At 71.4% G+C, this 22,348-nt stretch carries 26 protein-coding genes; 6 read left to right on the top strand and 20 right to left on the bottom strand.

The features are described 5' to 3' along the window. Positions 1–209: 209 nt before the first annotated feature. Positions 210–1,607, bottom strand: coding sequence for a PLP-dependent aminotransferase family protein (locus tag VK501_RS02920; RefSeq protein WP_324334458.1), 1,398 nt, complete (start codon positions 1,605–1,607; stop codon positions 210–212). A gap of 136 nt (positions 1,608–1,743) precedes the next feature. Here VK501_RS02920 and VK501_RS02915 point away from each other — a divergent pair, with 136 nt between their 5' ends. After that, a complete protein-coding gene (locus VK501_RS02915; protein ID WP_324334456.1) occupies positions 1,744–1,929 on the top strand; it encodes a hypothetical protein in 186 nt (61 codons plus the stop codon). An 88-nt stretch (positions 1,930–2,017) separates the two neighbouring features. Further along, complete coding sequence (locus VK501_RS02910; RefSeq protein ID WP_324334454.1) at positions 2,018–3,817, top strand: AMP-dependent synthetase/ligase; 1,800 nt, start codon at positions 2,018–2,020, stop codon at positions 3,815–3,817. Between the two features lie 36 nt (positions 3,818–3,853). On the opposite strand, the gene VK501_RS02905 is transcribed toward VK501_RS02910, so the two are convergent. Next, the gene (locus VK501_RS02905; RefSeq protein ID WP_324334453.1) at positions 3,854–4,195 is read right to left on the bottom strand and encodes a putative quinol monooxygenase; all 342 of its coding nucleotides are present in this window, start codon (positions 4,193–4,195) and stop codon (positions 3,854–3,856) included. A 100-nt stretch (positions 4,196–4,295) separates the two neighbouring features. On the opposite strand from VK501_RS02905, the gene VK501_RS02900 reads away from it, so the two are divergent. Continuing rightward, a complete protein-coding gene (locus tag VK501_RS02900) occupies positions 4,296–4,772 on the top strand; it encodes a hypothetical protein (RefSeq protein ID WP_324334452.1) in 477 nt (158 codons plus the stop codon). Next, a complete protein-coding gene (locus VK501_RS02895) occupies positions 4,772–5,890 on the top strand; it encodes a pyridoxal phosphate-dependent aminotransferase (RefSeq protein ID WP_324334451.1) in 1,119 nt (372 codons plus the stop codon). The genes VK501_RS02900 and VK501_RS02895 overlap by 1 nt, the downstream gene beginning before the upstream one ends. A gap of 77 nt (positions 5,891–5,967) precedes the next feature. Here VK501_RS02895 and VK501_RS02890 read toward each other — a convergent pair whose 3' ends face one another. After that, positions 5,968–7,227, bottom strand: coding sequence for a fibronectin type III domain-containing protein (locus tag VK501_RS02890; RefSeq protein WP_324334450.1), 1,260 nt, complete (start codon positions 7,225–7,227; stop codon positions 5,968–5,970). 63 nt (positions 7,228–7,290) lie between these two features. After that, a complete protein-coding gene (locus VK501_RS02885; protein WP_324334448.1) occupies positions 7,291–8,550 on the bottom strand; it encodes a patatin-like phospholipase family protein in 1,260 nt (419 codons plus the stop codon). A gap of 69 nt (positions 8,551–8,619) precedes the next feature. On the opposite strand from VK501_RS02885, the gene dacB reads away from it, so the two are divergent. Then, positions 8,620–9,852 carry a D-alanyl-D-alanine carboxypeptidase/D-alanyl-D-alanine endopeptidase gene (dacB, locus tag VK501_RS02880; protein ID WP_324334447.1) on the top strand — a complete coding sequence of 411 codons (1,233 nt, stop codon included), beginning with the start codon at positions 8,620–8,622 and terminating at the stop codon, positions 9,850–9,852. Positions 9,853–9,866: 14 nt separating this feature from the next. Here dacB and ligA read toward each other — a convergent pair whose 3' ends face one another. Together ligA and surE are read right to left on the bottom strand one after the other, a co-directional pair. Further along, positions 9,867–11,897 carry an NAD-dependent DNA ligase LigA gene (ligA, locus tag VK501_RS02875; protein ID WP_324334446.1) on the bottom strand — a complete coding sequence of 677 codons (2,031 nt, stop codon included), beginning with the start codon at positions 11,895–11,897 and terminating at the stop codon, positions 9,867–9,869. Between the two features lie 2 nt (positions 11,898–11,899). Next, the gene (gene surE / locus VK501_RS02870; RefSeq protein WP_324334445.1) at positions 11,900–12,721 is read right to left on the bottom strand and encodes a 5'/3'-nucleotidase SurE; all 822 of its coding nucleotides are present in this window, start codon (positions 12,719–12,721) and stop codon (positions 11,900–11,902) included. 90 nt (positions 12,722–12,811) lie between these two features. Here surE and VK501_RS02865 point away from each other — a divergent pair, with 90 nt between their 5' ends. Continuing rightward, complete coding sequence (locus VK501_RS02865; protein WP_324334444.1) at positions 12,812–13,018, top strand: helix-turn-helix transcriptional regulator; 207 nt, start codon at positions 12,812–12,814, stop codon at positions 13,016–13,018. 96 nt (positions 13,019–13,114) lie between these two features. Here the strand turns inward: VK501_RS02865 and truA are convergent, their stop codons facing one another. From truA to rpsE, 14 genes are all read right to left on the bottom strand, one after another. Then, the gene (truA, locus tag VK501_RS02860) at positions 13,115–13,849 is read right to left on the bottom strand and encodes a tRNA pseudouridine(38-40) synthase TruA (RefSeq protein WP_324334462.1); all 735 of its coding nucleotides are present in this window, start codon (positions 13,847–13,849) and stop codon (positions 13,115–13,117) included. 8 nt (positions 13,850–13,857) lie between these two features. Further along, positions 13,858–14,514 carry a Bax inhibitor-1/YccA family protein gene (locus VK501_RS02855; protein WP_324334443.1) on the bottom strand — a complete coding sequence of 219 codons (657 nt, stop codon included), beginning with the start codon at positions 14,512–14,514 and terminating at the stop codon, positions 13,858–13,860. 345 nt (positions 14,515–14,859) lie between these two features. Beyond that, positions 14,860–15,213: a 50S ribosomal protein L17 gene (rplQ, locus tag VK501_RS02850; protein WP_324334442.1), complete on the bottom strand. Its 354-nt coding sequence runs from the start codon at positions 15,211–15,213 to the stop codon at positions 14,860–14,862. A gap of 93 nt (positions 15,214–15,306) precedes the next feature. Beyond that, positions 15,307–16,281 carry a DNA-directed RNA polymerase subunit alpha gene (locus VK501_RS02845; protein WP_324334441.1) on the bottom strand — a complete coding sequence of 325 codons (975 nt, stop codon included), beginning with the start codon at positions 16,279–16,281 and terminating at the stop codon, positions 15,307–15,309. A gap of 108 nt (positions 16,282–16,389) precedes the next feature. Next, positions 16,390–17,010 carry a 30S ribosomal protein S4 gene (gene rpsD / locus VK501_RS02840; RefSeq protein WP_324334439.1) on the bottom strand — a complete coding sequence of 207 codons (621 nt, stop codon included), beginning with the start codon at positions 17,008–17,010 and terminating at the stop codon, positions 16,390–16,392. A 13-nt stretch (positions 17,011–17,023) separates the two neighbouring features. Next, the gene (rpsK, locus tag VK501_RS02835; protein WP_324334437.1) at positions 17,024–17,419 is read right to left on the bottom strand and encodes a 30S ribosomal protein S11; all 396 of its coding nucleotides are present in this window, start codon (positions 17,417–17,419) and stop codon (positions 17,024–17,026) included. Continuing rightward, the gene (gene rpsM / locus VK501_RS02830; protein ID WP_324334435.1) at positions 17,419–17,799 is read right to left on the bottom strand and encodes a 30S ribosomal protein S13; all 381 of its coding nucleotides are present in this window, start codon (positions 17,797–17,799) and stop codon (positions 17,419–17,421) included. Before rpsM ends, rpsK begins: the two co-directional genes overlap by 1 nt. A gap of 11 nt (positions 17,800–17,810) precedes the next feature. Continuing rightward, positions 17,811–17,924: a 50S ribosomal protein L36 gene (gene rpmJ / locus VK501_RS02825; RefSeq protein ID WP_037400725.1), complete on the bottom strand. Its 114-nt coding sequence runs from the start codon at positions 17,922–17,924 to the stop codon at positions 17,811–17,813. Positions 17,925–18,210: 286 nt separating this feature from the next. Next, positions 18,211–18,978, bottom strand: a complete 768-nt coding sequence (map, locus tag VK501_RS02820) for a type I methionyl aminopeptidase (RefSeq protein WP_324334428.1) — start codon at positions 18,976–18,978, stop codon at positions 18,211–18,213. A 21-nt stretch (positions 18,979–18,999) separates the two neighbouring features. Next, positions 19,000–19,662 (bottom strand): adenylate kinase, encoded by a 663-nt coding sequence (locus VK501_RS02815; protein WP_349260964.1) that lies wholly within the window; start codon positions 19,660–19,662, stop codon positions 19,000–19,002. Between the two features lie 76 nt (positions 19,663–19,738). After that, a complete protein-coding gene (gene secY / locus VK501_RS02810; RefSeq protein WP_324334424.1) occupies positions 19,739–21,016 on the bottom strand; it encodes a preprotein translocase subunit SecY in 1,278 nt (425 codons plus the stop codon). A gap of 143 nt (positions 21,017–21,159) precedes the next feature. Continuing rightward, complete coding sequence (gene rplO / locus VK501_RS02805; protein WP_349260963.1) at positions 21,160–21,660, bottom strand: 50S ribosomal protein L15; 501 nt, start codon at positions 21,658–21,660, stop codon at positions 21,160–21,162. Position 21,661: 1 nt separating this feature from the next. Next, positions 21,662–21,835 (bottom strand): 50S ribosomal protein L30, encoded by a 174-nt coding sequence (gene rpmD / locus VK501_RS02800; RefSeq protein WP_324334422.1) that lies wholly within the window; start codon positions 21,833–21,835, stop codon positions 21,662–21,664. After that, on the bottom strand, positions 21,835–22,348 hold a 514-nt coding region (gene rpsE / locus VK501_RS02795), incomplete at its 5' end, for a 30S ribosomal protein S5 (RefSeq protein WP_324334420.1). The genes rpsE and rpmD, both read right to left, overlap by 1 nt.

Genomic DNA, 22,348 nt, shown 5'->3' with positions numbered 1-22,348 from the left:
TCGATGGCTGGTCCGGGCGGATGCCTGAGGTCGCACGATCTCGCAGCCGATCCTGGTCGGATCGGCAAGGGATCGGGTGGCCTCAGGCGCCGGCCGGGCCGGTCAGCGGCGGCACCGAACCCGTGGAACAACTCATCTAGGGGGAACACTGGCCCAGAGGGCCAGGTTCCCTTGCGGGTGTTCGCCCAGGGGGCGAAACCCGCGGCGAGTTAGGGACCCATGCTCCTAGCGGCGGCCACGAGCGCCGCCAGCGCGCGGACGGCCGGGCCGATCGACGGCTCGGGGAGGTTCGCGTAGCCCAGCAGCAGGCGCGCGACGCCGCCGTGCTCGAAGCCGTAGATCCCGACCCCGCCGTCCCACGCACGCGACAGCAGCGGGCCGAACGGCACGTCGCGCGGCAGCCGCGTGGAGATGTGCAGGCCGGCCGAGATGCCTTCGCGCTCGAGCTGGGGCAGATGCTCGTCGAGCGCGGCGGTCAGCGCCTCGCGCCGCCGCCGGTAGCTGCCGCGCATCCGCCGCAGATGGCGGTCCAGCTCGCCGTGCTCGATGAAGCGCGAGAGCGCGAGCTGGTCGAGCTGCGGGCTGCCGCCGTCGGCGAGCACCTTGGCGGCGGTCACCGCGTCGATCAGGCCCGGCGGCACGACCATCCACGCCAGGCGCAGCGCGGGCGCCAGCGTCTTGGACGCCGACCCGAGGTACACCACGCGCGCCGGCGCGAGCGCCTGCAGCGCGCCCACCGGATCGCGGTCGAAGCGGTACTCGCCGTCGTAGTCGTCCTCGAAGATCCAGCCGTCGCGGGCGGCCGCCCACTCGACCAGCTCCGCCCGGCGCTCGGGCGCCATCGACATCCCGAGCGGGTACTGGTGCGACGGCGTCACGAGCACCGCGCCAACGTCGGCGCCGTCGAGGCCCGCCACGATCATCCCGCCGGCGTCGACCGGGATCGGGACGAAGCGCAGCCCCTCCCCCGCGAAGACGCGGCGGTGCAGCGGGAAGCTCGGGTCCTCCACGGCCACGCGCGTGACCCCGGCGCGCCGCAGCGCCCGCGCCAGCAGGGCGATCGCCTGCGTGATCCCGGTCGACACCACGACGCTCTCGGGCTCGGCCGCCACGCCGCGCGCCCGGCCGAGGTAGGCGGCCAGCGCCACGCGCAGCGCGGGCGCGCCCGCGCCGTCTCCGTAGCCCAGCGCCGCGTCGGGGACCTCGCGCAGCGTGTCGCGCAGCGCGGCGGTCCAGGCGCGCCGCGGGAACGCCGACAGGTCGGCGGCCTCCACCCGGAAGTCGAAGCGCACCGCCGGCGGGACGCGCTGAAGCGGCGGCTCGCCCGGCTCGTGGTGGGCGACCTGGGCCACCCGCGTCACCGCGCCCGGGCGCGCCACCAGGAACCCCTCGGCGACCAGCTGCGCGTAGGCCTCGACGACCACCCCACGCGAGATCCGCAGCTCGCCGGCCAGGGCGCGGGTCGAGGGCAGCGGCGTGCCCGCGTGCAGCGCGCCGCGGCGGATGCCGTCGCGCAGCTGGGCCTCGAGCTGGTCGCGCAGCGGCCGGTCGCCGTCGCGGTCGATCGTCACGAGCAGGTCCAGGCCGCGGTCCTCGAAGCGCGTCACCCCGCCACTCTGACAGCGGCCTGCGACGGTGCCGCGACGCACCAGAAGTCCGATATTCGGCCGCCGCGCTTGAGGCCGTCCTCCGGTCGCGCTACGTTCCGTCAGTCACTTACTCCCCACACAGGAGGGCATGCCGATGGCCATTCACCTGACGCCGACCGAACTCGCTCGCGAGGCCGGGCTCGAACGGCGCGACGTCATCGCCAAGTGCATGGAGATGGGCGTCCCGATCTTCCAGGGACGCATCGACAAGACGCTGTTCATCGCGTCGCTCGAGGATCACATCGGGGTCCAGGGAAGCCCCGCCGAGGCCACCGCCTAACGCGGCGTCAGCATGCCGCTCGCGCGCTGGCCGCGCGGACCTTAGACTCCTCCGCGGAGACGCTGTCAACGCAGCAGGAGGAGGAGCAATGGAGGCTGGCACGACGCCCGCCGGCGGTACCGGGTCGACGACGATCGCCGATCTGAGTACTCGCGCCGCGGAGAAGTTCGGCGACCAGGTCGCCATCAAGCGCAAGGTCGACGGGACGTGGCAGGACATCACGTTCGCCCAGGTGGGAGAGATCGTCGACGAGATCGGGCTCGGCCTGATCGCCCTGGGCCTGCAGCCCGGCGAGCGCGTCTCGATCCTCTGCAACACCCGCGCCGAGTGGACCTACGCGGACTTCGCGATCTCCAGCGCGGGCGGCGTCGTCGTCCCGATCTACCCGACGAACTCCGCCGAGGAGTGCGAGTGGGTCGCGGGCAACTCGGAGTCGGTCTTCGTGATCGCCGAGGACGCCGAGCAGGTCGCCAAGATCACCGCCGTCCGCGAGCGGCTGCCGAACCTGCGCAAGGTCGTGGTCATCGACCCGAGCGGCGACGTGGGCGACGCGATCTCGCTCGACGACCTCCGCCGGCGCGGCGACCGGCGCGACATCGCGGCGCTGCGCGACCGCACCGCCGCGATCGGGCCCGACGACCCGTTCACCTTCATCTACACCTCGGGCACGACGGGGCCGCCGAAGGGGTGCGTCCTCACGCACGGCAACTACCGCGCGGTGCTGGACATGGTCAGCGACAAGGGCCTGTTCTCCGAGGGCGAGGACCTCGTCTACCTGTTCCTGCCGCTGGCCCACGCGTTCGCGCTGCTGATCCAGCTCGCGGCCGTCGACCGCGGCACGGCGATCGCCTACTACGGCGGCGACACGAAGGCGATCGTCGGCGAGCTGATGGAGGTCAAGCCGACCTACCTGCCGTCGGTGCCGCGCATCTTCGAGAAGCTGTACACCCTCGCCGGCCAGCAGATGACGCCCGAGGAGCTGCAGACGATCCGGACCGTCGGCGGCGCGATCAAGGACCACGAGGTCCGCGGCGAGCCGGTGCCCGACGAGCTGCGCGAGCAGTTCGCCGAGCTGCAGCCGAAGGCCGACTTCGTCAAGAACCTCTTCGGCGGCCGGATCCGCGAGGCGGTCACCGGCGCGGCGCCGATCGCCAAGGAGATCCTCGAGTTCTTCTGGGGCTGCGGCATCCCGGTCCTCGAGGGCTACGGGATGACCGAGACGTCCACGGTCGCGACCAGCTCGCGGCCCGAGGAGCACAAGTTCGGCACGGTCGGCCGGCCGCTGCCGGGCGTCGAGGTCAAGATCGCCGAGGACGGCGAGCTGCTGCTGCGCGGCGCCAACATCTTCCGCGGGTACTACAAGAACGACGACGCGTCGTTCGGTGCCGTGGAGGACGGCTGGCTGCACACCGGCGACCTCGGGTCGGTCGACGAGGACGGCTACGTCTCGATCACCGGCCGCAAGAAGGACATCATCATCACGGCGGGCGGCAAGAACCTCACGCCGGCCAACCTCGAGAACGACCTCAAGCAGACCCGGTGGGTCTCGCAGGCCGTGATGCACGGCGACCGGCGGCCCTACCCCGTGATGCTCATCACGCTCGACGAGGAGGAGATCGTCCCGTGGGCGCAGAGCCGGACCGACCCGCCCATCGAGGACACCTCGATCCCGGCGCTGGCGAACGACCCCCAGGTGCGCGCGCTGGTCCAGGCCGAGCTGGACAAGGCCAACGCGAAGTACGCCCAGGTCGAGCAGGTGAAGCGCTTCGCGATCCTCGACCACGACCTCTCTCAGGAGACGGGCGAGCTGACGCCGACGCTGAAGGTCAAGCGCAACGTGGTCAACGACAAGTACAGGCCCATCTTCGACGGGCTGTACGAAGGCTGAGACCGGGCGGGCGAGGCGCTTCGGCGCGCCTCGCCCTCACCCCTGCCGCGTCGGATCGAGCGACAGGTCGGCGGTCGCCCGGACCGACCGCTCCACGTAGTGGATCTGCACGTCGCTCGGGCGCGCCAGCAGCGCGCCGATCGACTCGACGTAGTGCGTGTACTCGGGCGTCGCGTAGTGGGCGCGCAGCGCGTTGTCGTCGCGCCACCGTGCCTGCAGCACGAACTCCCCGACCTCGCCGCCCACCGGCTCGTAGGCCGACGCGCCGAGGTTGCCCGGGGCGCCCGCCAGGCCGGTGGCATGCTCGCCCAGCAGCGCGCGCAGCTCCGAGGCGCGCCCGCCGAGGCCGTGGATCTCCGCGTGGATGAGGACGCTCATGGCGCTCCATCTTGTCAGGCCCCCGTCGCGGGGTCCGGGCAGCGCCGGCCGCAGGTCACCGTATGACGACCCATGGGGAACGACGCCGTACTCTGTAGGTGTGCGTACAGACCCCACCGACAACGGCGGGCTGTTCATCGGCCGCCGCCCAGGCACGGCGCCGACGAAGTACCGCGCGCTGCCCGAGCGCGGCACGGCGGCGCGCCAGCGTGCCGACCGGCTGATCGCGCACCTGCTGCTCGGCCTCGAGATCCTCGTCAGCCTGCTGTTCTGGGGACCGATCCCCGCCGGCTCGCTGTGGATCGCCGGCCGCGTGCAGTACTGGACCGACAACGTCGGCCTCGCGATCCTGGTCGCCTTCGCCGTCATGCTCGCCGTCCTGTTCGGCGGCCTCATGCTCCTCAAGCGCGTCGACCGCGCCTGGGTGCTCGTGCGCCGCGCCGCCGGCGTCGACCAGCGCCAGGGCGCGCTGGGGCGCGTGTTCGCGATCACCGCCGCGGTCTGCGCGACGATCTTCACGATCTGGTTCCTGCTCATCAACGGCCCCGGCTCGTCGAGCTTCTCCGGCCAGGGCTGATGCCGCGCAAGGGCCTGCTCGGGTACTACAAGCAGTTCGAGGGGCTGTCTGAGGAGGAGGTCAACGCGGCCCTCCGCGACGAGGCCGCGCAGCGGCGCGCCAAGGAGCTCTCGCGCCAGGAGCCGCTCGACCTCTCGCGGACGACGTGGCCCGAGTACCCGCACCCGTCGATCGTCAACGCCATCACCTTCGCGGCACGCCGTGGGCTGCACCGGTACCTGGACCGGGCCAGCGGCGAGCTGCGCTCCGAGCTGGCCCACCTGCACGACGTGCCCGAGGCGCGCGTCGTCGTGGGCGACGGCGCCGCCCAGCTGATCTCCGAGGCGGCGACCGCGCTGCTCGAGCTCGACGACGAGCTGATCACGCCGTGGCCGTCCTATCCCCTCTATCCCGTCGTCGCGCGCCACGCCCGCGGCCATCCCGTGCCGGTTCCGGGCTTCGGCGTCGAGCCGATCCTCTCGGCCGTCAACGACCGCACGCGCCTGGTCGCACTGTGCAACCCCAACGACCCGACCGGCGAGCTGCTGGCAGTCGACGACCTGCGCCGGCTGCTCGGCGCGCTGCCCGACCGCGTGGTCGTCCTGCTCGACGAGGCGCTGCGCGACTTCGCCGACGCCGAGGAGCTCGACGCGACGCTGGCGCTCCTGGACGAGTTCCCGCGGCTGCTCATCTTCCGCACGTTCTCCAAGGCCTGGGGCCTGGCGGGCCTGCGCTGCGGCTACGCGCTCGGCGGCCCCGGCGCCGAGCCGCTGCTCGAGCAGCTCGCGCCCGAGCTGGGCGTCAACGAGCTGGCGCAGGCCGGCGCGCTGGAGGCCGTGCGCACCGGCCGCGAGCGCGTGCAGCGCCGCCGCGACGCGATCGCCCAGCAGCGCGCGGCGCTGACCGCCGCGCTGCGCGAGCGCTCCGTCGAGACGATCGCCTCGCAGGCCAACGTCCTCTGGGTGCCGGCGCCCGGCCCGCACGGCGGCGCCGACCTCGCGGCCGCGCTGGACCGCGGCGGGATCGTCGTGCAGCCCGGCGCGGGCGTGGGCGCGCCGGACCGCGTGCGGGTCACGGTTCCGCACCGGCCCGAGCACGTCGAGCGCTTCCTGCGCGCATGGGACGCCGTCGGCAGGTAGACCACCAGAAGGCCGTCAACCGCAGCGCCGAGACCGGCCGCCGCGGGTGCGGCAACCTGCCGTTGTAGGCCACAGGCTCAGCGGCGCCGCGCGGCGATCTTGACGCTGCGCGAGTAGCCGCGCACGTGCGCGCCGCCGTCGTGGGCCAGGCCCACGGCGCGCACGACCATCGCGTTGCGGCGCGGCCGCAGCGTGATCGTGTAGCTCCCGTCGGCCTTGGCGTTCGCACGGCGCAGCGGCAGCCAGCGGCCGCCGGTGCCCTGGCGCTGGAGCGCCGCGACGCCGTTCGGCGTCGCGGGCGTCAGGCGGCCCGTGACGACCACGCTCCCGTCGGCGCGCCGGCTCAGCGAGCGGATCCCGGAGCGCACCGCGCTGCGGACGACCACGACCGAGCTGACGATCGACGGCACGCCGTCGGCGACCACGACGGCGCGGGTGGTCGTCGTCACCGCCGGCAGCGTGAAGGTGTAGGCGCCGGAGCTCGAGCTCTTCAGCGCGTTGCCGATGTCGGTGAACGGCGCGGCGAACGGGAAGGCCGTCGTCTGGAGCCGCACGCGCACGCCGCCCTTCTTCGAGCCGCCGAGCTTGCCGGTCAGCTTGACCGGACGACCGTAGGTCACCGGGTCGGCGTCGGCGGCCAGGGTCGCCGACGTCGGCGTCGTCCCCGCGACGAACGACCGGTCGCCGCCCGTCGTGCTGCCGACCGCGTTGGAAGCGGTCAGCCGGTAGTGGTAGCGGGTGCCCGCGCTCAGGCCCTCGATGCGCGCCGACGCTCCGACCCCGCGCGTGCCCGATCCGGCGGCCGTCGCCGGCGTGCCCGCGCCGTAGCGGGTCGTCGTGCCGTACTCGAAGCGATAGGTCGTCGCGGCGCTGTGCGGAGTGAGCGACCCGGTGAGCGTGGCGCCGGTCGGCGTGACGCCGCGCACCGCGCCGGTGGTGACCGCCGGCCGTGCCGGGGTCGGGGGCGCGGTGGCCGTGGAGAACGTCGCGTCGGCGCCCGTGACGGTCCCGCCGTCGCTGGTCGCGACGACGCGGTAGTGGTAGGTCGTGCCCGCCGTGAGGCCCTGGACGGGGATCTCGACCGCCGTGGCGCCGGTGCCCGCACCGGCGTCCTTGGCCGCCGACTGCAGGCCGTAGCTGCTGCCAGTGCCCAGGTCGAAGCGCACGCTCGTCGCGGCGCCCTTGGGGTCGACCGTGGCGGTCAGCGTCGCCTGGGTCTGGGCGACGTCCTTGGCGGCGCCCGTGCTGGCCACGGGCGGGTCGGCGGCCAGCGCGACGGCGGCCGCGACGGCACCGGCGCTGAGCACCGCGAGCAGGAAGGCGAGGAATCGGCGCATGCGCCCGTCAATACACACGTGTGGCCCAGAAGTTGCGGCGCACCCAGAACGCGAGCAGACGACCTACGTCCCGGAGTCCGACTGCCGCAGCAGCGTTCCCGTGGTCTGCTCCAGGATCTTGCGCCAGGCGCGCGCCTTCTCCTGCTCGGCGGCGAAGTGCTTGACGACCTTGCGCACGCGCGTGGCGGAGATCTCGATGCCGTGGCGGTCGCAGATCGTGCTGAAGTTGTCGTAGTCCTCGGCGAGCTTCAGCGTCACCGACTGGAAGCCGTGGCGGGCGATGTCGACGCGCTTGGTGAAGTTCATGATCGACGTCTGGAACATCAGCTCGTCGTTGGGCTCCGGCTCGATGAGCACGATGTCGACGCCCGGGTAGCGGTCCTCCCACTGCTTGGCCATCTCGTGCAGCCGTTGGTAGGCCATCAACTTGAACGCCTGGTAGCCGATCTGCGGCAGGCCCATGTCGCTGACGTGCCGCGGGCGCGAGCCCAGCACCGTCCCGACACGCTCGTTGAAGTCGTTGACGTAGGGGACGAGCGGGTTGACGACCACGATGAACTTGGCGCCGGCCTCGACCGCGATGTCGACGTTCGTGGTCGAGACGACGCCGCCGTCGATCAGCTCGCGGTCGCGGACGCGGACCGGCTTGTAGACCATCGGCAGCGCCGTCGACGCGCGCACGGCGGTCGAGATCGGGACGTCGTCCCAGTCGTTGGCGCCGAAGACGATGCGCTCGCACGTGTCGAGGTCGGTCGCCGCCAGGTACAGCTCGTTCTCGAGCAGGCGGAAGTCGTCGGTGCGGTCGGGATCCGAGAGCACCGTGCGCAGGTAGGACTCCAGGCCCGAGCCGGAGTAGATGCCCGACGGCAGCCCCTCGGCCAGGCCGAGCGCGAAGTCCATGATCGAGACCTGGCCGAGCTGCGGCGCGAGCTCGCGCAGGACGGTGACCGCCTTCCACGGCAGCGCCAGCCCCTTGCGGGCGTACTCGACGACGTTGGGGCGCAGCAGCTGCCCGAGGCCGATGTCACGAAACGGGGTCGGCACCTGCTGGTTGACGACCCGCATCATCTCCTCGGGCGTCACCCCGTTGGCCGTCAGCGCGGCCACGAACGAGCCGGCGCTCGTCCCGACGTACACGTCGAACTGGTTGACGGTGCGGTTGACCGAGAGGAGGTCGAGGGCGCGGAGCGCGCCGATCTCGTACACGCCGCCCGTGAACCCGCCGCCGCCCAGCACGAGGGCCGTTTTGGACCGCCGCGGACGACGCCGCCGGGGCGTGCCCTTGGACGGTGCGGTGGGCTGGAGGTTGACGACCTTCCCCATGAAGCCCCAAATGGTACTTGGGCATCCGGTGCGACGAACCCACCGGAAGGCCAGCTACCGTCTGGACCCGTGCGCCGCCGTCCCTTCCTGCTGCTCGCGCTCGCCGCGCTGCTGGCGCTCGCCGTCGCCGCCCCGGCGCAGGCGGTCGACCGAGCCGGCCTGCGCTCCACCCTCGCCAAGCTGCAGCCCCGCATGGGCACGGCCGCCGGCGCCTACGTCGTGGACCTGACCACGGGCGACCCGATCTACGCCCACCAGGAGGATCGCGCGCTGACGCCGGCGTCCAACGAGAAGCTGTTCGTCACCGCCACCGCGCTGCTGCGCTTCGGCCCGACCGGCACGCTGCCGACCACGCTGCGGGCCGCGCCCGGCGTCGTGGTCGACGAGGCCGGCGTCCTGCGCGGCGACCTGTACCTCGTCGGCGGCGGCGATCCGGCGCTCGGCGACCCGGGCCTGGCGACGCTCGCCGACCAGCTCGCGGTATCCGGCGTCACGCGGATCGACGGCGGCGTTATCGGCGACGAGTCGATGTTCGATTTGCTGCGCGGCGGGCCCGACTCCGGCTACAAGCCCGACAGCGACCTCGGCGGCTGGCTCAGCGCGCTGTCCTGGCAACACGGCCGCTCGGGCGCCGGCAGCCCGGCGCTCGCCGCATCCACCAAGGTCGCGGCGCTCCTGAAGGCGCGCAAGATCAAGTACGAGCGCAAGCCGCGCGCCGGCACGATCGCCGCGGCCCCGGCCGCCACGGGCGCCCAGGCCGACCCCGAGCCGCTGGCCACCTCGCCGTCTCCGACCATGGGCGCGCTGATCGCGGCGACCAACATCCCGTCGGAGAACTTCTACGCCGAGATGCTCGCCAAGGCGCTCGGCGCCCGCTTCGGCGCCAACGGCAGCACCGCTGCCGGGCTGGCCGTCGCCCGCGCGGACATGGCGACCTTCGGCATCCACCCCAAGCTGGTCGACGGCTCCGGGCTCTCGCGCTCCGACAGCACGACGCCGCGCCAGGTCGTCCGCCTCCTGCAGCGCATGGACGCGCAGGAGAGCGCCGCGACCTGGGTGTCCTCGCTGCCGGTCGCGGGCCGCTCCGGGACCCTGCGCAAGCGCATGCGCTCGACCGCCGCGGCGGGCCGCTGCCAGGCCAAGACCGGCACGCTGATCGGCGTCAGCGCGCTCTCGGGCTACTGCACGACCACCGGCGGCGCGCGCGTCGCGTTCTCGCTGATCGAGAACAAGGTCTGCAACTCGTGCGCCAAGTCGATCGAGGACCGGATGGTCTCGGCGATCGCCCGTCTCGACGGCTGAGCGGCCACAGCGCCTCAGTCGTTCAGCAGCGCCAGCAGGCCGGCCTCGTCGACGATCGGCACGTCGAGACGCTCCGCCTTCTGGAACTTCGAGGCGCCGGGCGAGTCGCCCGCAACCACGTAGTCGGTGTTCTTGGAGACCGACGAGGTGACGCGCCCGCCCGCGCGCGTGATCCGCTCGGTCGCCTGTTCGCGGGTGAGGTCGGGCAGCGTGCCGGTCAGCACGAACGTCTTGCCGCTCAGCGGCCCCTCGCCGGGCGGCGGCCCCTGCTCCTCGAAGCGGATCCCCTGCACGCGCAACTCCTCGATCAGCGCCCGCATCTGGGGGTCGGCGAGCTGATCGGCGATGCGCCGGGCCATGATCGGCCCGACCCCCGGCGTCTCCTGGATCTGCTCGGGCGTCGCCGCCAGCAGCGCGTCGATCGACCGGAAGTGCTGGGCGAGGTTGCGGCCGGTGACGAAGCCGACCTCCTCCAGCCCGATCGCGAACAGGACGCGGCCGAACGGCGTGTCCTTGGACGCCTGGATCGCGTCGACCAGCCGGCGCGCCGAGATCTCGCCGACGCCGTCGAGCTCCATCAGCTGCTCGGGCGCCAGCCGGTAGAAGTCCGCCGCCGTCGTGACGAGCCCCGCCTGCTGCAGCAGCGCGACCTGCTTCTCGCCGAGCCCGTCGACGTCCATCGCGCCCTGCGTCGCGAAGTGCTTGAGCAGTTGCCACTGCCGCCCGGGACAGACGATGTTGGGGCACTTGGTGAAGACCGAGCCCTCGGGCTTGACGGTCGGCGTCGCGCAGACCGGGCAGCGCTTCGGCGGGCGCGGCGGCCGCGCTCGCCCCTTGCGCTCCACCGCATGGGGCGCGGGCGAGACGATCTGCGGGATGACGTCACCGGCGCGCAGCACGATCACGTCGTCGCCGGGCCGCACGTCCTTGCGCGCGAGGTCCTCCTCGTTGTGGAGCGTCGCGAGCTTCACCGTGACGCCGCCCACGTGCACGGGCGTCAGCGCGCCGAACGGATGCAGGTCCCCGAACTTGCCCACGTTCCAGAGCACCTGCTCCAGCTTGGTGACCGCGGTGGTCGGCGGGAACTTCCAGGCGATCGCCCAGCGCGGATCGCGCCCGGCGGTGCCCAGGCGCCGCTGCAGCTCGGTGTCGTCGACCTTGACGACCACGCCGTCGATCTCGAACTCCAGGCTGCCGCGCCGCTGCTGCCAGGCGAGGCACTGCGCGACCACCTCGTCCTCGGTGCACAACGTGACGATGCCGTCGTTGACCGGGAAGCCGTGGGCCTTCAGCCACTGCAGGCTGTCGGAGTGCCGGGCGAAGCTGATGCCCTCGGTGGCCCCGACGCCGTAGGCCCACATCGACAGCGGGCGCTCGGCGGCCAGTTTCGGGTCGAGCTGGCGGATCGTGCCGGCCGCGGCGTTGCGCGGGTTCATGAACGTCGACTGCCCCGCCTCGGCGCGCCGCTCGTTGAGCTCCGTGAAGTCGGGAAGCGACATGTACACCTCGCCGCGCACCTCCAGCAGCGACGGGACGTCGTCGCGGTCGATCCGCAGGGGGATCGACGGGATCGTCCGCAGGTTGTGCGTGACGTCCTCGCCGACCTCGCCGTTGCCGCGCGTCGCACCGCGCTCCAGCACGCCGTCGCGGTAGAGCAGCGACATCGCCAGGCCGTCGATCTTCGGCTCGCAGACGTACGTGAACGCCGCGTCCTCGATCCCCTCGCGTGCGAGGTGGTTGCGCATCCGGGCCACCCACGCCCGCAGCTCCTCCTCGCTGCGCGCGTTGGCCAGCGACAGCATCGGCTGCTCGTGGGTGACCTTGGCGAGGTTGGAGACCGGCGCCCCGCCGACCCGCTGCGTCGGCGAGTCGGCCGTCAGCAGCTCGGGGTGCTCGGCCTCGATGGCGCGCAGCTCGTCCAGCAGCGCGTCGTACTGGTCGTCGCCGATCTCGGGGTCGTCGAGGACGTAGTAGCGGTGGCCGTGATGGCGCAACTGGGCGCGCAGCTCCTCCGCCCGGGCGCCGACGTCGGCCGGCGCCGCCACCGCTAGTCGACCTCCTCGACGGCCGGCGCCAGCAGCCGCTCCAGGTCGGAGGCCGAGAGCGGGCCGATGCCGTCGTGGTGGGTCAGGTCGAGGTGCACGGGCGTGACGGCGATCCGCCCGGCGGCCACCGCGGCCAGGTCGGTCCCCGGCTCCTTCTCGTACCCGGGCTCGGCGCCGTAGATGAAGAACGTGGGGCGGCCGGTCAGCGGATCGGCGTCGGAGGCCTCCAGGCGGTCGCGATAGATCCGCTTGCCCAGCCGCGCGACCTCGACCCCGCCGACGCCGCCGGCCGGCACGTTGACGTTGAGCAGGGTGCTCGGCGGCAGCGGCACCGCCTCGAGCTCCTCGACGACCCGGCTGGTGAAGCGTGCGGCCTCGTCGAAGACGAACTCCAGCCCGAGGCGGAAGTCCATCTCGCGCTTCTCGGACTGCTGGGAGACGGCGATGGCCGGCAGCCCGAGCAGCAGGCCCTCCATCGCGGCGGCGACCGTCCCCGAGTAGGTCACGTCGTCGCCGAGGTTGGAGCCGTGGTTGATGCCGGCGACCACGAGGTCGGGCAGCCAGCCGTCGACGAGCCCGAGGCTGGCAAGCCGCACGCAGTCCACCGGCGTCCCGTCGGTGGCGTAGCCGTGGGTCCCGTCGCCGAAGGCGATGCGCTCGACGGCCAGCGCACGGCGCGTCGTGATCCCCCGGCCGATGGCCGACCGGTTGCCGTCGGGCGCGATGACGGCGAGGTCGACGCCGGGCGTCTGCAGCAGCTCCCTGCGCAGCCGCTGCAGCCCTTCGGCGTCGATCCCGTCGTCGTTGGTCAGCAGCACGCGCACCCTTCGAGGATACGTCGCGCGGCGGCGGGCCGAGCACGCAGCCTGTCAAGCATCCTTGACACTGCAGGCGTGTAAAGCTAGCTTGACAGCATGCGCAACGACGTCCGCGAGCAGCGCGCCGCCCAAGGCCTCTCGCAGGGCGCCCTGGCCACCGCTCTGGGCGTCTCGCGTCAGACGGTCAACGCCATCGAGACCGGCCGGTACCTGCCGTCGCTGCCGCTCGCGCTGGCGCTCGCGCGCCACTTCGCGCTGCCGGTCGAAGCCCTGTTCCACGCCGATCCCGAGGATCACCCTTGACCCGCCACCGCACCGCCCACGATGCCCGCGTCCAGCTCACCATCGGCGTGCTCTCGGTGATCTACGCCGTCGGGTTCCTCGGCGCGTGCGCGGTGCTCAGCCGTCGCGGCTGAGCAGCGGACCCCCGTAGGCGACCGCGGCGAGGTGCAGGCCGTGCGGCGGCGCCGTGACCCCCGCCGCACGGCGCGGCGCGCCCTCCAGGAGCTGCGCGAAGTCCGCGAGGCTGCGGCGGTTCTCGGCGACCTCGAGCATCGTCCCGACCAGGACGCGGTTCATGTGGCGCAGGAAGGCGTCGGCGCTGATCCAGAACTCGAGGATGTCGCCGCGCGCGTGCCACTCGGCGCGCACGACCGTGCGCCGGAAGTGGACGTGGTCGGTCTCCGTCGGCGTGAACGCCGTGAAGTCGTGCGTCCCCATCAGGATCTCGGCGCAGCGCCTCAGCGTCGCCGGATCGCACCGGTAGGGCCAGTGCAGCGCCCGCCGGTGCTCGAAGACCGGCGCCACCCGGCGGGTGCAGATGCGGTAGCAGTAGGTGCGCGACGTCGCGTCGCGGCGCGCATCGAAGCCGTCGGGCGCCGCCTCGCAGGCCAGCACCGCGACGTCGTCGGGCAGCACGGCGTTGAGGTTCTTGAGGCCGACGGGGGCGCCCGCGTAGGACGCGACCTGACCCCAGGCGTGCACGCCACGGTCGGTGCGGCCCGCGACCGTGAGGTCGACGGGCCGGCCGCCGCGCAGCATCGCCAGCGCGTCCTCCAGCGTCCCCTGCACCGTCCGCAGGCCGGGCTGACGCGCCCAGCCGGCGAAGCCGGTGCCGTCGTACTCGACGACCAGCCGGGTGCTCAGTTGCGACCGAAGAGGTTGAGCAGGGACAGGAAGATGTTGACGATCGAGACGAAGATGCCGGTCGCCAGCCAGATGACGTCGTCCTCGGTCGCGTGCCGTCGCACGTAGTTGAAGTCGACGATCAGCAGCGCGGAGGACACCGCGATGATCGCGATGCTCAGCAGCGGGTTGCCGCCGGCGCCGAAGAGGAGCAGGACCAGGCTGATCGCAAACAGCCCGAGCATCGCGAAGCTCAGCGGCCGGATCCACTTGGCGAGATCCTTCGACGTCGCCATGCCGTAGGCGCCCATGCTCAGCGTGATCAGCGCGGTGCCGCCGGCGGCCTGCGTGACGAGCTTCGGATCGCTCTGGACGTAGAAGTTCAGGACCGGCCCGAGGCTGAGGCCGAGGATCAGCGCGAGCGCGAACAGCCACGCCATGCCCAGCGCGCCGGTGCGCAACGGGGCGGCGAAGGACTGCGTGAAGAGCATGCCGATCGCGACGAAGCCCAGGATGCGCGCGGTGCCGATCGCCAGGTCGCGGCCGACGAACGACCCGACCGCGAGGAACGCGATCGCCAGGCCGACGAGGAACATGACCTGGCCGAAGATCGTGGCGGTGCTCACGCGCGACTCCGCGCGGGCGCCACTGAGGCTGCCATAGAGGTCGCTCATGGCCCGGAGGGTAACCGCTGCCGGGGGTCGCGTCTGGCGGCACTGCCGGCGCTGGTGGTCGGCACGGCTGCTCCCCCGAACGCCCGGGCCGGACGCGCCGGCAGCACGAGGCGTGCGGGCGTGGCGGGGATCCCTGATGTCGTCATCCGGCGCGCTCGACGGGAGCAAGCCCGGCACCCGCAGGCCGGCGCCCGGCCCGGGCGCGCGCCGGGCGCAGCCTAAGGGCGCCGGTGACGATCGTCAGGGAGCGCCGCCGACCAGCCACGCCGGCGCCCCGCAGCCACAACGACGACGGGCGCCCGAGAAGGGCGCCCGTCGAGACAGCAAGAGCAGTGGGCGAAGAGCTCAGACGAGCTCGATGAACACCATCTCGGTCGCGTCGCTGCGACGCGGGCCGAGCTTGAGGATGCGGGTGTAGCCGCCGGGCCGGTCCGCGTAGCGCGGGGCGACCTCCTCGAACAGCTTGTGCACGGTGAACTTGTCCTGGCCCAGGATCGCCAGGGCCTGGCGGCGCGCGTGCAGATCGCCGCGGCGAGCGAGCGTGATGAGCTGCTCGACCTCGGGCTTGACGGCCTTGGCCTTGGCCTCGGACGTCTTGATCCGCTCGTGCTGGATGATCTCCTTGCAGAGATTGGCCAGCAGCGCCTTGCGGTGTGCCGTGTCGCGGCTGAGCTTGTGACGGGTCTTCTGGTGGCGCATGGAGATCAGGTTTCCTTCGTAGTACCGGGGCAGCGGGTGTGAGCCCCTGGGCGAACACCCGCAGCGAACTTCGCCCCCTGGGCGAACGTTCGCCTAGTCCTCGCGCAGCGCAAGCCCGCGCGCGTGCAGCGTCTCGATGACCTCGTCGATCGACTTCTTGCCGAAGTTCGGGATCGCAGCCAGCTCGCCCTCGGACTTCGAGATGAGGTCGCCGACCGTCTGGATGCCCGCGCGCTTCAGGCAGTTGTAGGAGCGGACGCCGAGCTCGAGCTCCTCGATGAGGATGTCGTGCATCGGACCCTGGCTCGTCGCGCCCGCGCCGTTGACGCCGGGCACCTGGCCCGCGTCGAGCGTGCCGCCCGGGCCGGCGCGGAGCTCCTCGATGCGGTCGGCGTCGGTGAAGATCGCCAGCTGCGAGATCAGGATCTCGGCGGCCTCGCGCAGCGCGGCCTGCGGGTCGATCGACGCGTCGGTCTCGATGTCGAGCGTGAGCTTGTCGTAATCGGTGCGCTGGCCGACGCGGGCCTGCTCCACCGAGTAGGCGACGCGGCGGACCGGCGAGAAGATCGAGTCGATCGGGATGACGCCGATCGGCTGGTCCGGGGACTTGTTCTCCTCGGCGGGGCGGTAGCCGCGGCCGCGGCCGATCGTCATGTACATCTCGAGCTTGGTCTTCTTCTCGAGCGTCGCGATGTGCACGTCGGGGTTGAGGATCTCGACGCCGGCGGGCAGGTCGATGTCCTTCGCCGTGATCTCACCGGGACCGGTGACGACGAGCGGGGCCTCGATCTCGGTGGCGTCCGAGTGCATGCGGCAGACGATGCCCTTGAGGTTCAGCACGATGTCGGTGACGTCCTCGGTGACGCCCTTGATCGTGGAGAACTCGTGGGCGACGCCCTCGATCCGCACGCTGGTGACGGCCGCACCGGCCAGCGACGACAGCAGCACACGCCGCAGCGAGTTGCCGAACGTGTAGCCGAAGCCGCGGTCGAGGGGCTCGATCACGAACGAGCCGCGATGCTCCTCGACGGATTCGCTGGTGATGCGAGGGATCTGGAAGTCGAGCACTGGGAGGTCCTGGTTCTTAGTCGTGTCCCGGCGCGAAGGGGGAGTCGCCGGGCCTCTCGCACAGCCCTCCCACAGTGATTCAGGGGAGGGCGCGCGGCAGTCGGGTTCCTACTTGGAGTACAGCTCGACGATGAGCTGCTCCTGCACGGGCGTCGTGATCTCACGACGCTCCGGCTTGCGCAGCACCTTCGCCGTCAGGCCGTCGTGGTCGGCCTGCAGCCACGCCGGCACCTGGGCGGTGAGCTCGGTGGCGTCGCGGATGATCGCCTCGGCGCCCGTCCCGACCTTGACGGCCAGCACGTCGCCCTCGCGGACCTGGTAGCTCGGGATGTCCACGCGGCGGCCGTTGATGGTCCAGTGGCCGTGACGGATCATCTGCCGCGCCTGACGGCGCGACGCCGCGAAGCCGAGCCGCACGACGACGTTGTCGAGACGGGACTCCAGGAGCAGCAGCAGGTTCTCACCCGTGATGCCGTCCTGGCGCGACGCCTTGTCGTAGTAGCGGCGGAACTGGCTCTCGAGCACGCCGTAGTAGCGGCGGGCCTTCTGCTTCTCGCGCAGCTGCACGCGGTACTCGGACTGCTTCTGGCGGCCACGACCGTGGTCGCCGGGCGGGTATGCGCGACGCTCGACGCCGCACTTGTCGGTGAGGCAGCGCTCGCCCTTGAGGAAGAGCTTCTGCCCTTCGCGGCGGCACTGCTTGCACTGGGGACTGGTGTCACGAGCCATGGGTTACGAAGTCCTAGACGCGGCGCCGCTTGCGGGGGCGGCAGCCGTTGTGGGCCTGCGGGGTCACGTCCTTGACACCCGTCACCTCGAGGCCGGCGGCCTGAAGCGAGCGGATGGCGGTCTCACGGCCTGAGCCGGGGCCCTTCACGAAGACCTCGACCTTCTGGAGGCCCTGCTCGATGCCCTTGCGGGCAGCGGCATCGGCGGTCACCTGCGCGGCGAACGGCGTCGACTTGCGAGAGCCCTTGAACCCGGCGCCGCCGGCGGACTCCCACGCGATGACGTTGCCGTCGCGGTCGGTGAGCGAGACGATCGTGTTGTTGAACGAGGTCTTGATGTGAGCCTGGCCGACGGGGATGTTCTTCTTCGGCTTGCGGCGTCCACGCTGCGGGCGCTTGGGTGCGGGCACTACTTCTTCCCAGCCTTCTTCTTGCCAGCGACCGACATGCGCTTCGGGCCCTTGCGCGTGCGGGCGTTGTTCTTGGTGTTCTGCCCCCGGACGGGAAGGCCGCGCCGGTGGCGAAGGCCGCGGTAGCACCCGATCTCCATCAGGCGCTTGATGTTCTGTGAGCGCTCGCGCCGCAGGTCGCCCTCGACCGTGAGGTCATCGACCGCGTCGCGGAGCTTGCCGACCTCATCCTCGGTGAGGTCGCGGACGTACGTGTCGGGGTGGATCCCGGCGTTGCTCAGAAGCTTGTTCGACGTCGAACGGCCAATGCCGTAGATGTAGGTCAGACCGACCTCGACGCGCTTGTTCAGGGGGACGTTGACCCCGGCGATACGTGCCATCTATCCGATTCCTATCCCTGGCGCTGCTTGTGGCGCGGGTTCTGGCAGATCACCAGGACGGCGCCGTGGCGACGGATGATCTTGCACTTCTCGCACATCGGCTTGACCGACGGTCGTACCTTCATGGTCCCTTTCCAGCAGAGTTTGGCCCGGTGATGCGCTCTGGCTGCCGCAGGAGCTGCCGCTGCTACATCACGGATGGCGCACACGCAGGGGCAGTACGCACGCGCGGACAGTTGAAGATAGCAAAGGCGCTGCCGAGCCGTCTGGTGGCGAACCATTCGCCTTCCCTAGGGCGATTCTGCGACCCGCATCGTCGTGGCTGACGTCGCCGGCGCAGCGGCAGCGTGCGCCAGCACGTGAAGCGCGCTGGCGACCGTCAGGCGCGGCGAGGCGGCTCGCAGAATCGCCCTACAGGGCGCCTTCGCCCTCGTGCCACGGCGTCAGCACGCGCGGCCCGTCGGCGGTGACGGCGATCGTGAACTCGAAGTGGGCGGCCAGTGAGCCGTCCTGGGCGTAGATCGCCCAGCCGTCGTCACCCATGCGCACCATGTGGCGGCCGGCCGTGGTCATCGGCTCGACGGCCAGCACCATCCCCTCCTCCAGCAGCGGCCCCTTGCCCGGATCGCCGTAGTTGGGGATCTGCGGCTCCTCGTGCATGTCGCGGCCGATGCCGTGACCGACGAGCGAGCGGACCACCGACAGGCCCTCGCCCTCGACGGTCTGCTGGACGGCGTGCGAGACGTCGCCGAGGCGGTTGCCCGGGCGGCACTGCTCGACGGCGTCGAAGAGGGACTGGCGCGTGACCTCGAGCAGCTTGGACGCGACCGGCGTCACCGGGCCCACCGGGAACGTGACCGCCCCGTCAGCGACCCAGCCCCCGTAGGTGACCCCGATGTCGATCGAGATGACGTCGCCCTTGCCGAGGCGGTACGGGCCCGGGATGCCGTGGACGACCATCGCGTTGGGCGACGCGCAGATCGAGCCCGTGAAGCCCCGATAGCCCTTGAACGACGGCACCGCTCCCTGGGAGCGGATGAACTTCTCGGCCGCCTGGTCGAGCTCGGCCGTGGTGACGCCCTCCCGGATCTTGCCGGCGATCAGCTTCATCGTCTTGGCGTGGATGGCGCCGGCGGCGGCCATCTTCTCGATCTCGGCGGGCGACTTCTTGACGATCACGGCGCAGGACTCCGGAGGGGCCTACAGCTCGTCTTCCAGGCGCAGCGTCGCGACGGTCGCCCGGATGTGGTCATGGACGTCGGTGGGCGTCCGCGTGCCGTCGAAGCGCCGCAGCAGGTCGCGGCTCTCGTAGTAGTCGACGAGCGGCTCGGTCTGGTCGTGGTAGACCGCCAGCCGCTTGCGGATCGTCTCGGGCCGGTCGTCGTCGCGCTGGATCAGCGCGGAGCCGTCGATGTCGCAGCGGTCCGGATGCTTGGGCGGGTCGAAGTCCACGTGGTAAACGCGGCCCGACTTGCTCACGCGGCGGCCCGACAGGCGGCGGACCACCTCGTCGTCGGGCACGTCGATGAGCAGCACGCCGCTGAGCCGGCGGCCCAGCTTCTCCAGGGCCTCGGCCAGCGCGTCGGCCTGCGGCACGGTGCGCGGGAAGCCGTCGAGCAGGAAGCCGCTGCTGGCCTCCTCGCCCTTGAGGGCGTCGAGGATGACGCCGATGATGACGTCGTCGGGCACCAGCTCGCCGGCGTCCATGTACTCCTTGGCCTTCTTGCCGAGCTCCGTCCCGTCGGCGACCGCGTCGCGCAGGATGTTGCCGGTCGCGAAGTAGGGAAGACCGAAGTCCTCCGTGAGCTTCTCGGCCTGGGTGCCCTTTCCGGCACCGGGCGGACCGACGAGGATGAGGTTCAGCTCGGACACGAGGGCGATCGCAGGCTCCTGTCGGACCGCGCGCCCAGAGCGCCCGGTCACCGGAAGGTCGGGCATCCTACTTGAGGAAGCCTTCGTAGTTGCGCATCATCAGCTGCGCCTCGAGCTGCTTCATCGTGTCCAGCGCCACGCCGACGACGATCAGCAGCGAGGTGCCGCCGAAATAGAACGACTGGGTGGCGCCCGTGGCCGCGATCAGGATCGTCGGGAACGCGGCCACGCCGGCGAGGTAGAGCGCACCGGGGAACGTCAGCCGCGCGAGGATGCGATCCAGGAACTCCGCCGTCGGGCGGCCTGGCCTCACCCCCGGGATGAACCCGCCGTACTTCTTGAGGTTCTCCGCCTGGTCGACGGGGTTGAATGTCACCGCTGTGTAGAAGTACGTGAACAGGATGATGAAGATCGACTCGCCGATGACGTACGGCGCGTTCTGCGGGCTGAAGAACGTGGCGACGTCGCGGAAGAAGGGCGTGTTGATCAGCTGGCCGACCGTGGGCGGGAACGCCATGATCGACGCAGCGAAGATGACCGGGATGACGCCGGCCATGTTCACGCGCAGCGGCAGGTAGGTCTGGCCACCGCCGCTCATGCGCCGCCCGATCACGCGCTTGGCGTACTGGACCGGGATCCGGCGCTGGCCCTCCTGGATGAAGACGATCGCGCAGACGACGCCGAGCGCGATGAACGGCATCATCACGACGAACACCTGGTCGGGGTTGTTCCACCAGGACGAGATGCCGCTCGGCAGGCGGGCGACGATCGACGCGAAGATCATCAGCGAGATGCCGTTGCCGATGCCGCGCTGCGTGATCAGCTCGCCCATCCACATCAGCAGGATCGTGCCGGCCGTCAGCGACACGACGATCAGGAAGACGTGTGGCGTGTCGAACTGCGAGATGACCTTCTCGCCCGCCGACGCGGTGAAGGACTTGAAGAGGAAGACGTAGCCGATGGACTGCGCGAACGCGAGGCCGACGGTCAGGTAACGCGTGTACTGCGTGATGCGCGCCTGGCCGACCTCGCCCTCCTTGGAGAGCTTCTCCAATGAGGGGACGACCACCGTGAGCAGCTGCAGGATGATGCTCGCGGTGATGTAGGGCATGATCCCCAGCGCGAACAGCGCGATGCGGCTCAGGCCACCGCCGGAGAACTGGTTCAGCAGGTTGAGGATCCCGCCCCCGCCGAACTGCGACTGGATGTCGTTCACCGCCTGGACGTTGATCCCGGGGACCGGGATGTGGGAGCCCAGGCGGTAGAGCGCGAGCAGCAGCGCCGTGAAGGCGAGCTTCTTGCGGATCTCCGGGACGGTGAACGCGCTCAGGATCGTCGACAGCATGAGGACGGCGAAGGGTATCCGACGGGCTCGGTCCCCGTCCCTGCCAGATGGCAGGCGGCGGACGGGCCGACCGCGAGCGCTCCGAGAACGACCGAGGGCCCCGGTCTCCCGGGGCCCTCGGTGTGCAGCTGATGTGGCGGGTGCTAGGCCGCGACGACCGTGCAGGTGCCGCCGGCGCCCTCGATGGCCTCGCGGGCCGAGGCGCTGAACTTGTGGGCGTGGACGGTCAGCGGCTTGGTGATCTCGCCCTTGGCGAGGATCTTGACCGGGACGTCCTTGCGCTTGCCCAGGCCGACGGCCTTGAGCGCGTCGAGGGTGACCTCGGCGCCGCTGTCGAACCGCGCCTCGAGGTCCTGCAGGTTCACCGTCTGGGTGTGCGTGCGGAACATCTCGAACGGCATGGACTTCTTCATGTGCGGACCGCGCAGCTTGCGCATCCGCATGTGGATCGGCATCTGGCCGCCCTCGAACCGCGCGCGGTCCTTGGCGCCGGAGCGCGACCCCGCGCCCTTCTGGCCACGGCCAGAGGTCTTGCCGAGCCCGGAGCCCTCGCCGCGGCCCACGCGCTTGCGCGGCCGGCGGCTGCCCGGGGCCGGCTTCAGGTTGTGGAGCCCGATGGGCTCGTCCTGGATCTCGTCAGCCATGTCAGTCCTCCTGGACCTTGATCAGGTGACGGACGCGGTGCAGCATCCCGCGAGCCTGCGGGGAGTCCTGCACGTCGACCGTGTGACCGATCTTTCGCAGCCCGAGCGAGCGCAGCGTGTCGAGCTGCTTCTGGTTCGAGCCGTTCTTGCTCTTGATCTGCGTGACCTTGGGCATCAGGCGGTCGCCTCCGGTGCCGCCTCGGCCTCCTCGGCCACGGCGACGGCGGACTCGTCCTCGAGGGGCACGCCCTCGAGCGTCTCGACGGCGCCGGCACTCTCGGTGCTGAGCCCGAGGACCTCGGCGATCGACAGGCCGCGGATCTCCGCGACCTCCTCGGGCGTGCGCAGGTCCTGCAGTCCGGCCAGCGTCGCCTTGACGAGGTTGATCGGGTTCTGCGTGCCCAGCGACTTGCTGAGGATGTCGTGGATGCCGGCGAGCTCCAGGACGGCGCGGACGCCGCCGCCGGCGATGACGCCGGTACCGGGCGAGGCCGGCTTCAGGAGGACCCGGCCGGAGCCGAAGATGCCGACCACCGGATGGGTGATGGTCGAGCCGTGCTTCGGCACGCGGTACAGGTTCTTCTTGGCCCGCTCGACACCCTTCTGGATGGCGATCGGGACCTCGTTGGCCTTGCCGTAGCCGATGCCGACGACCGACTGCTCGTCGCCCACGACCACCAGGGCCGTG

The organism is Baekduia sp. (genome assembly GCF_035318805.1).
GTDB lineage: Bacteria > Actinomycetota > Thermoleophilia > Solirubrobacterales > Solirubrobacteraceae > Baekduia.
This window is presented reverse-complemented; position numbering and strand designations above follow the sequence as displayed.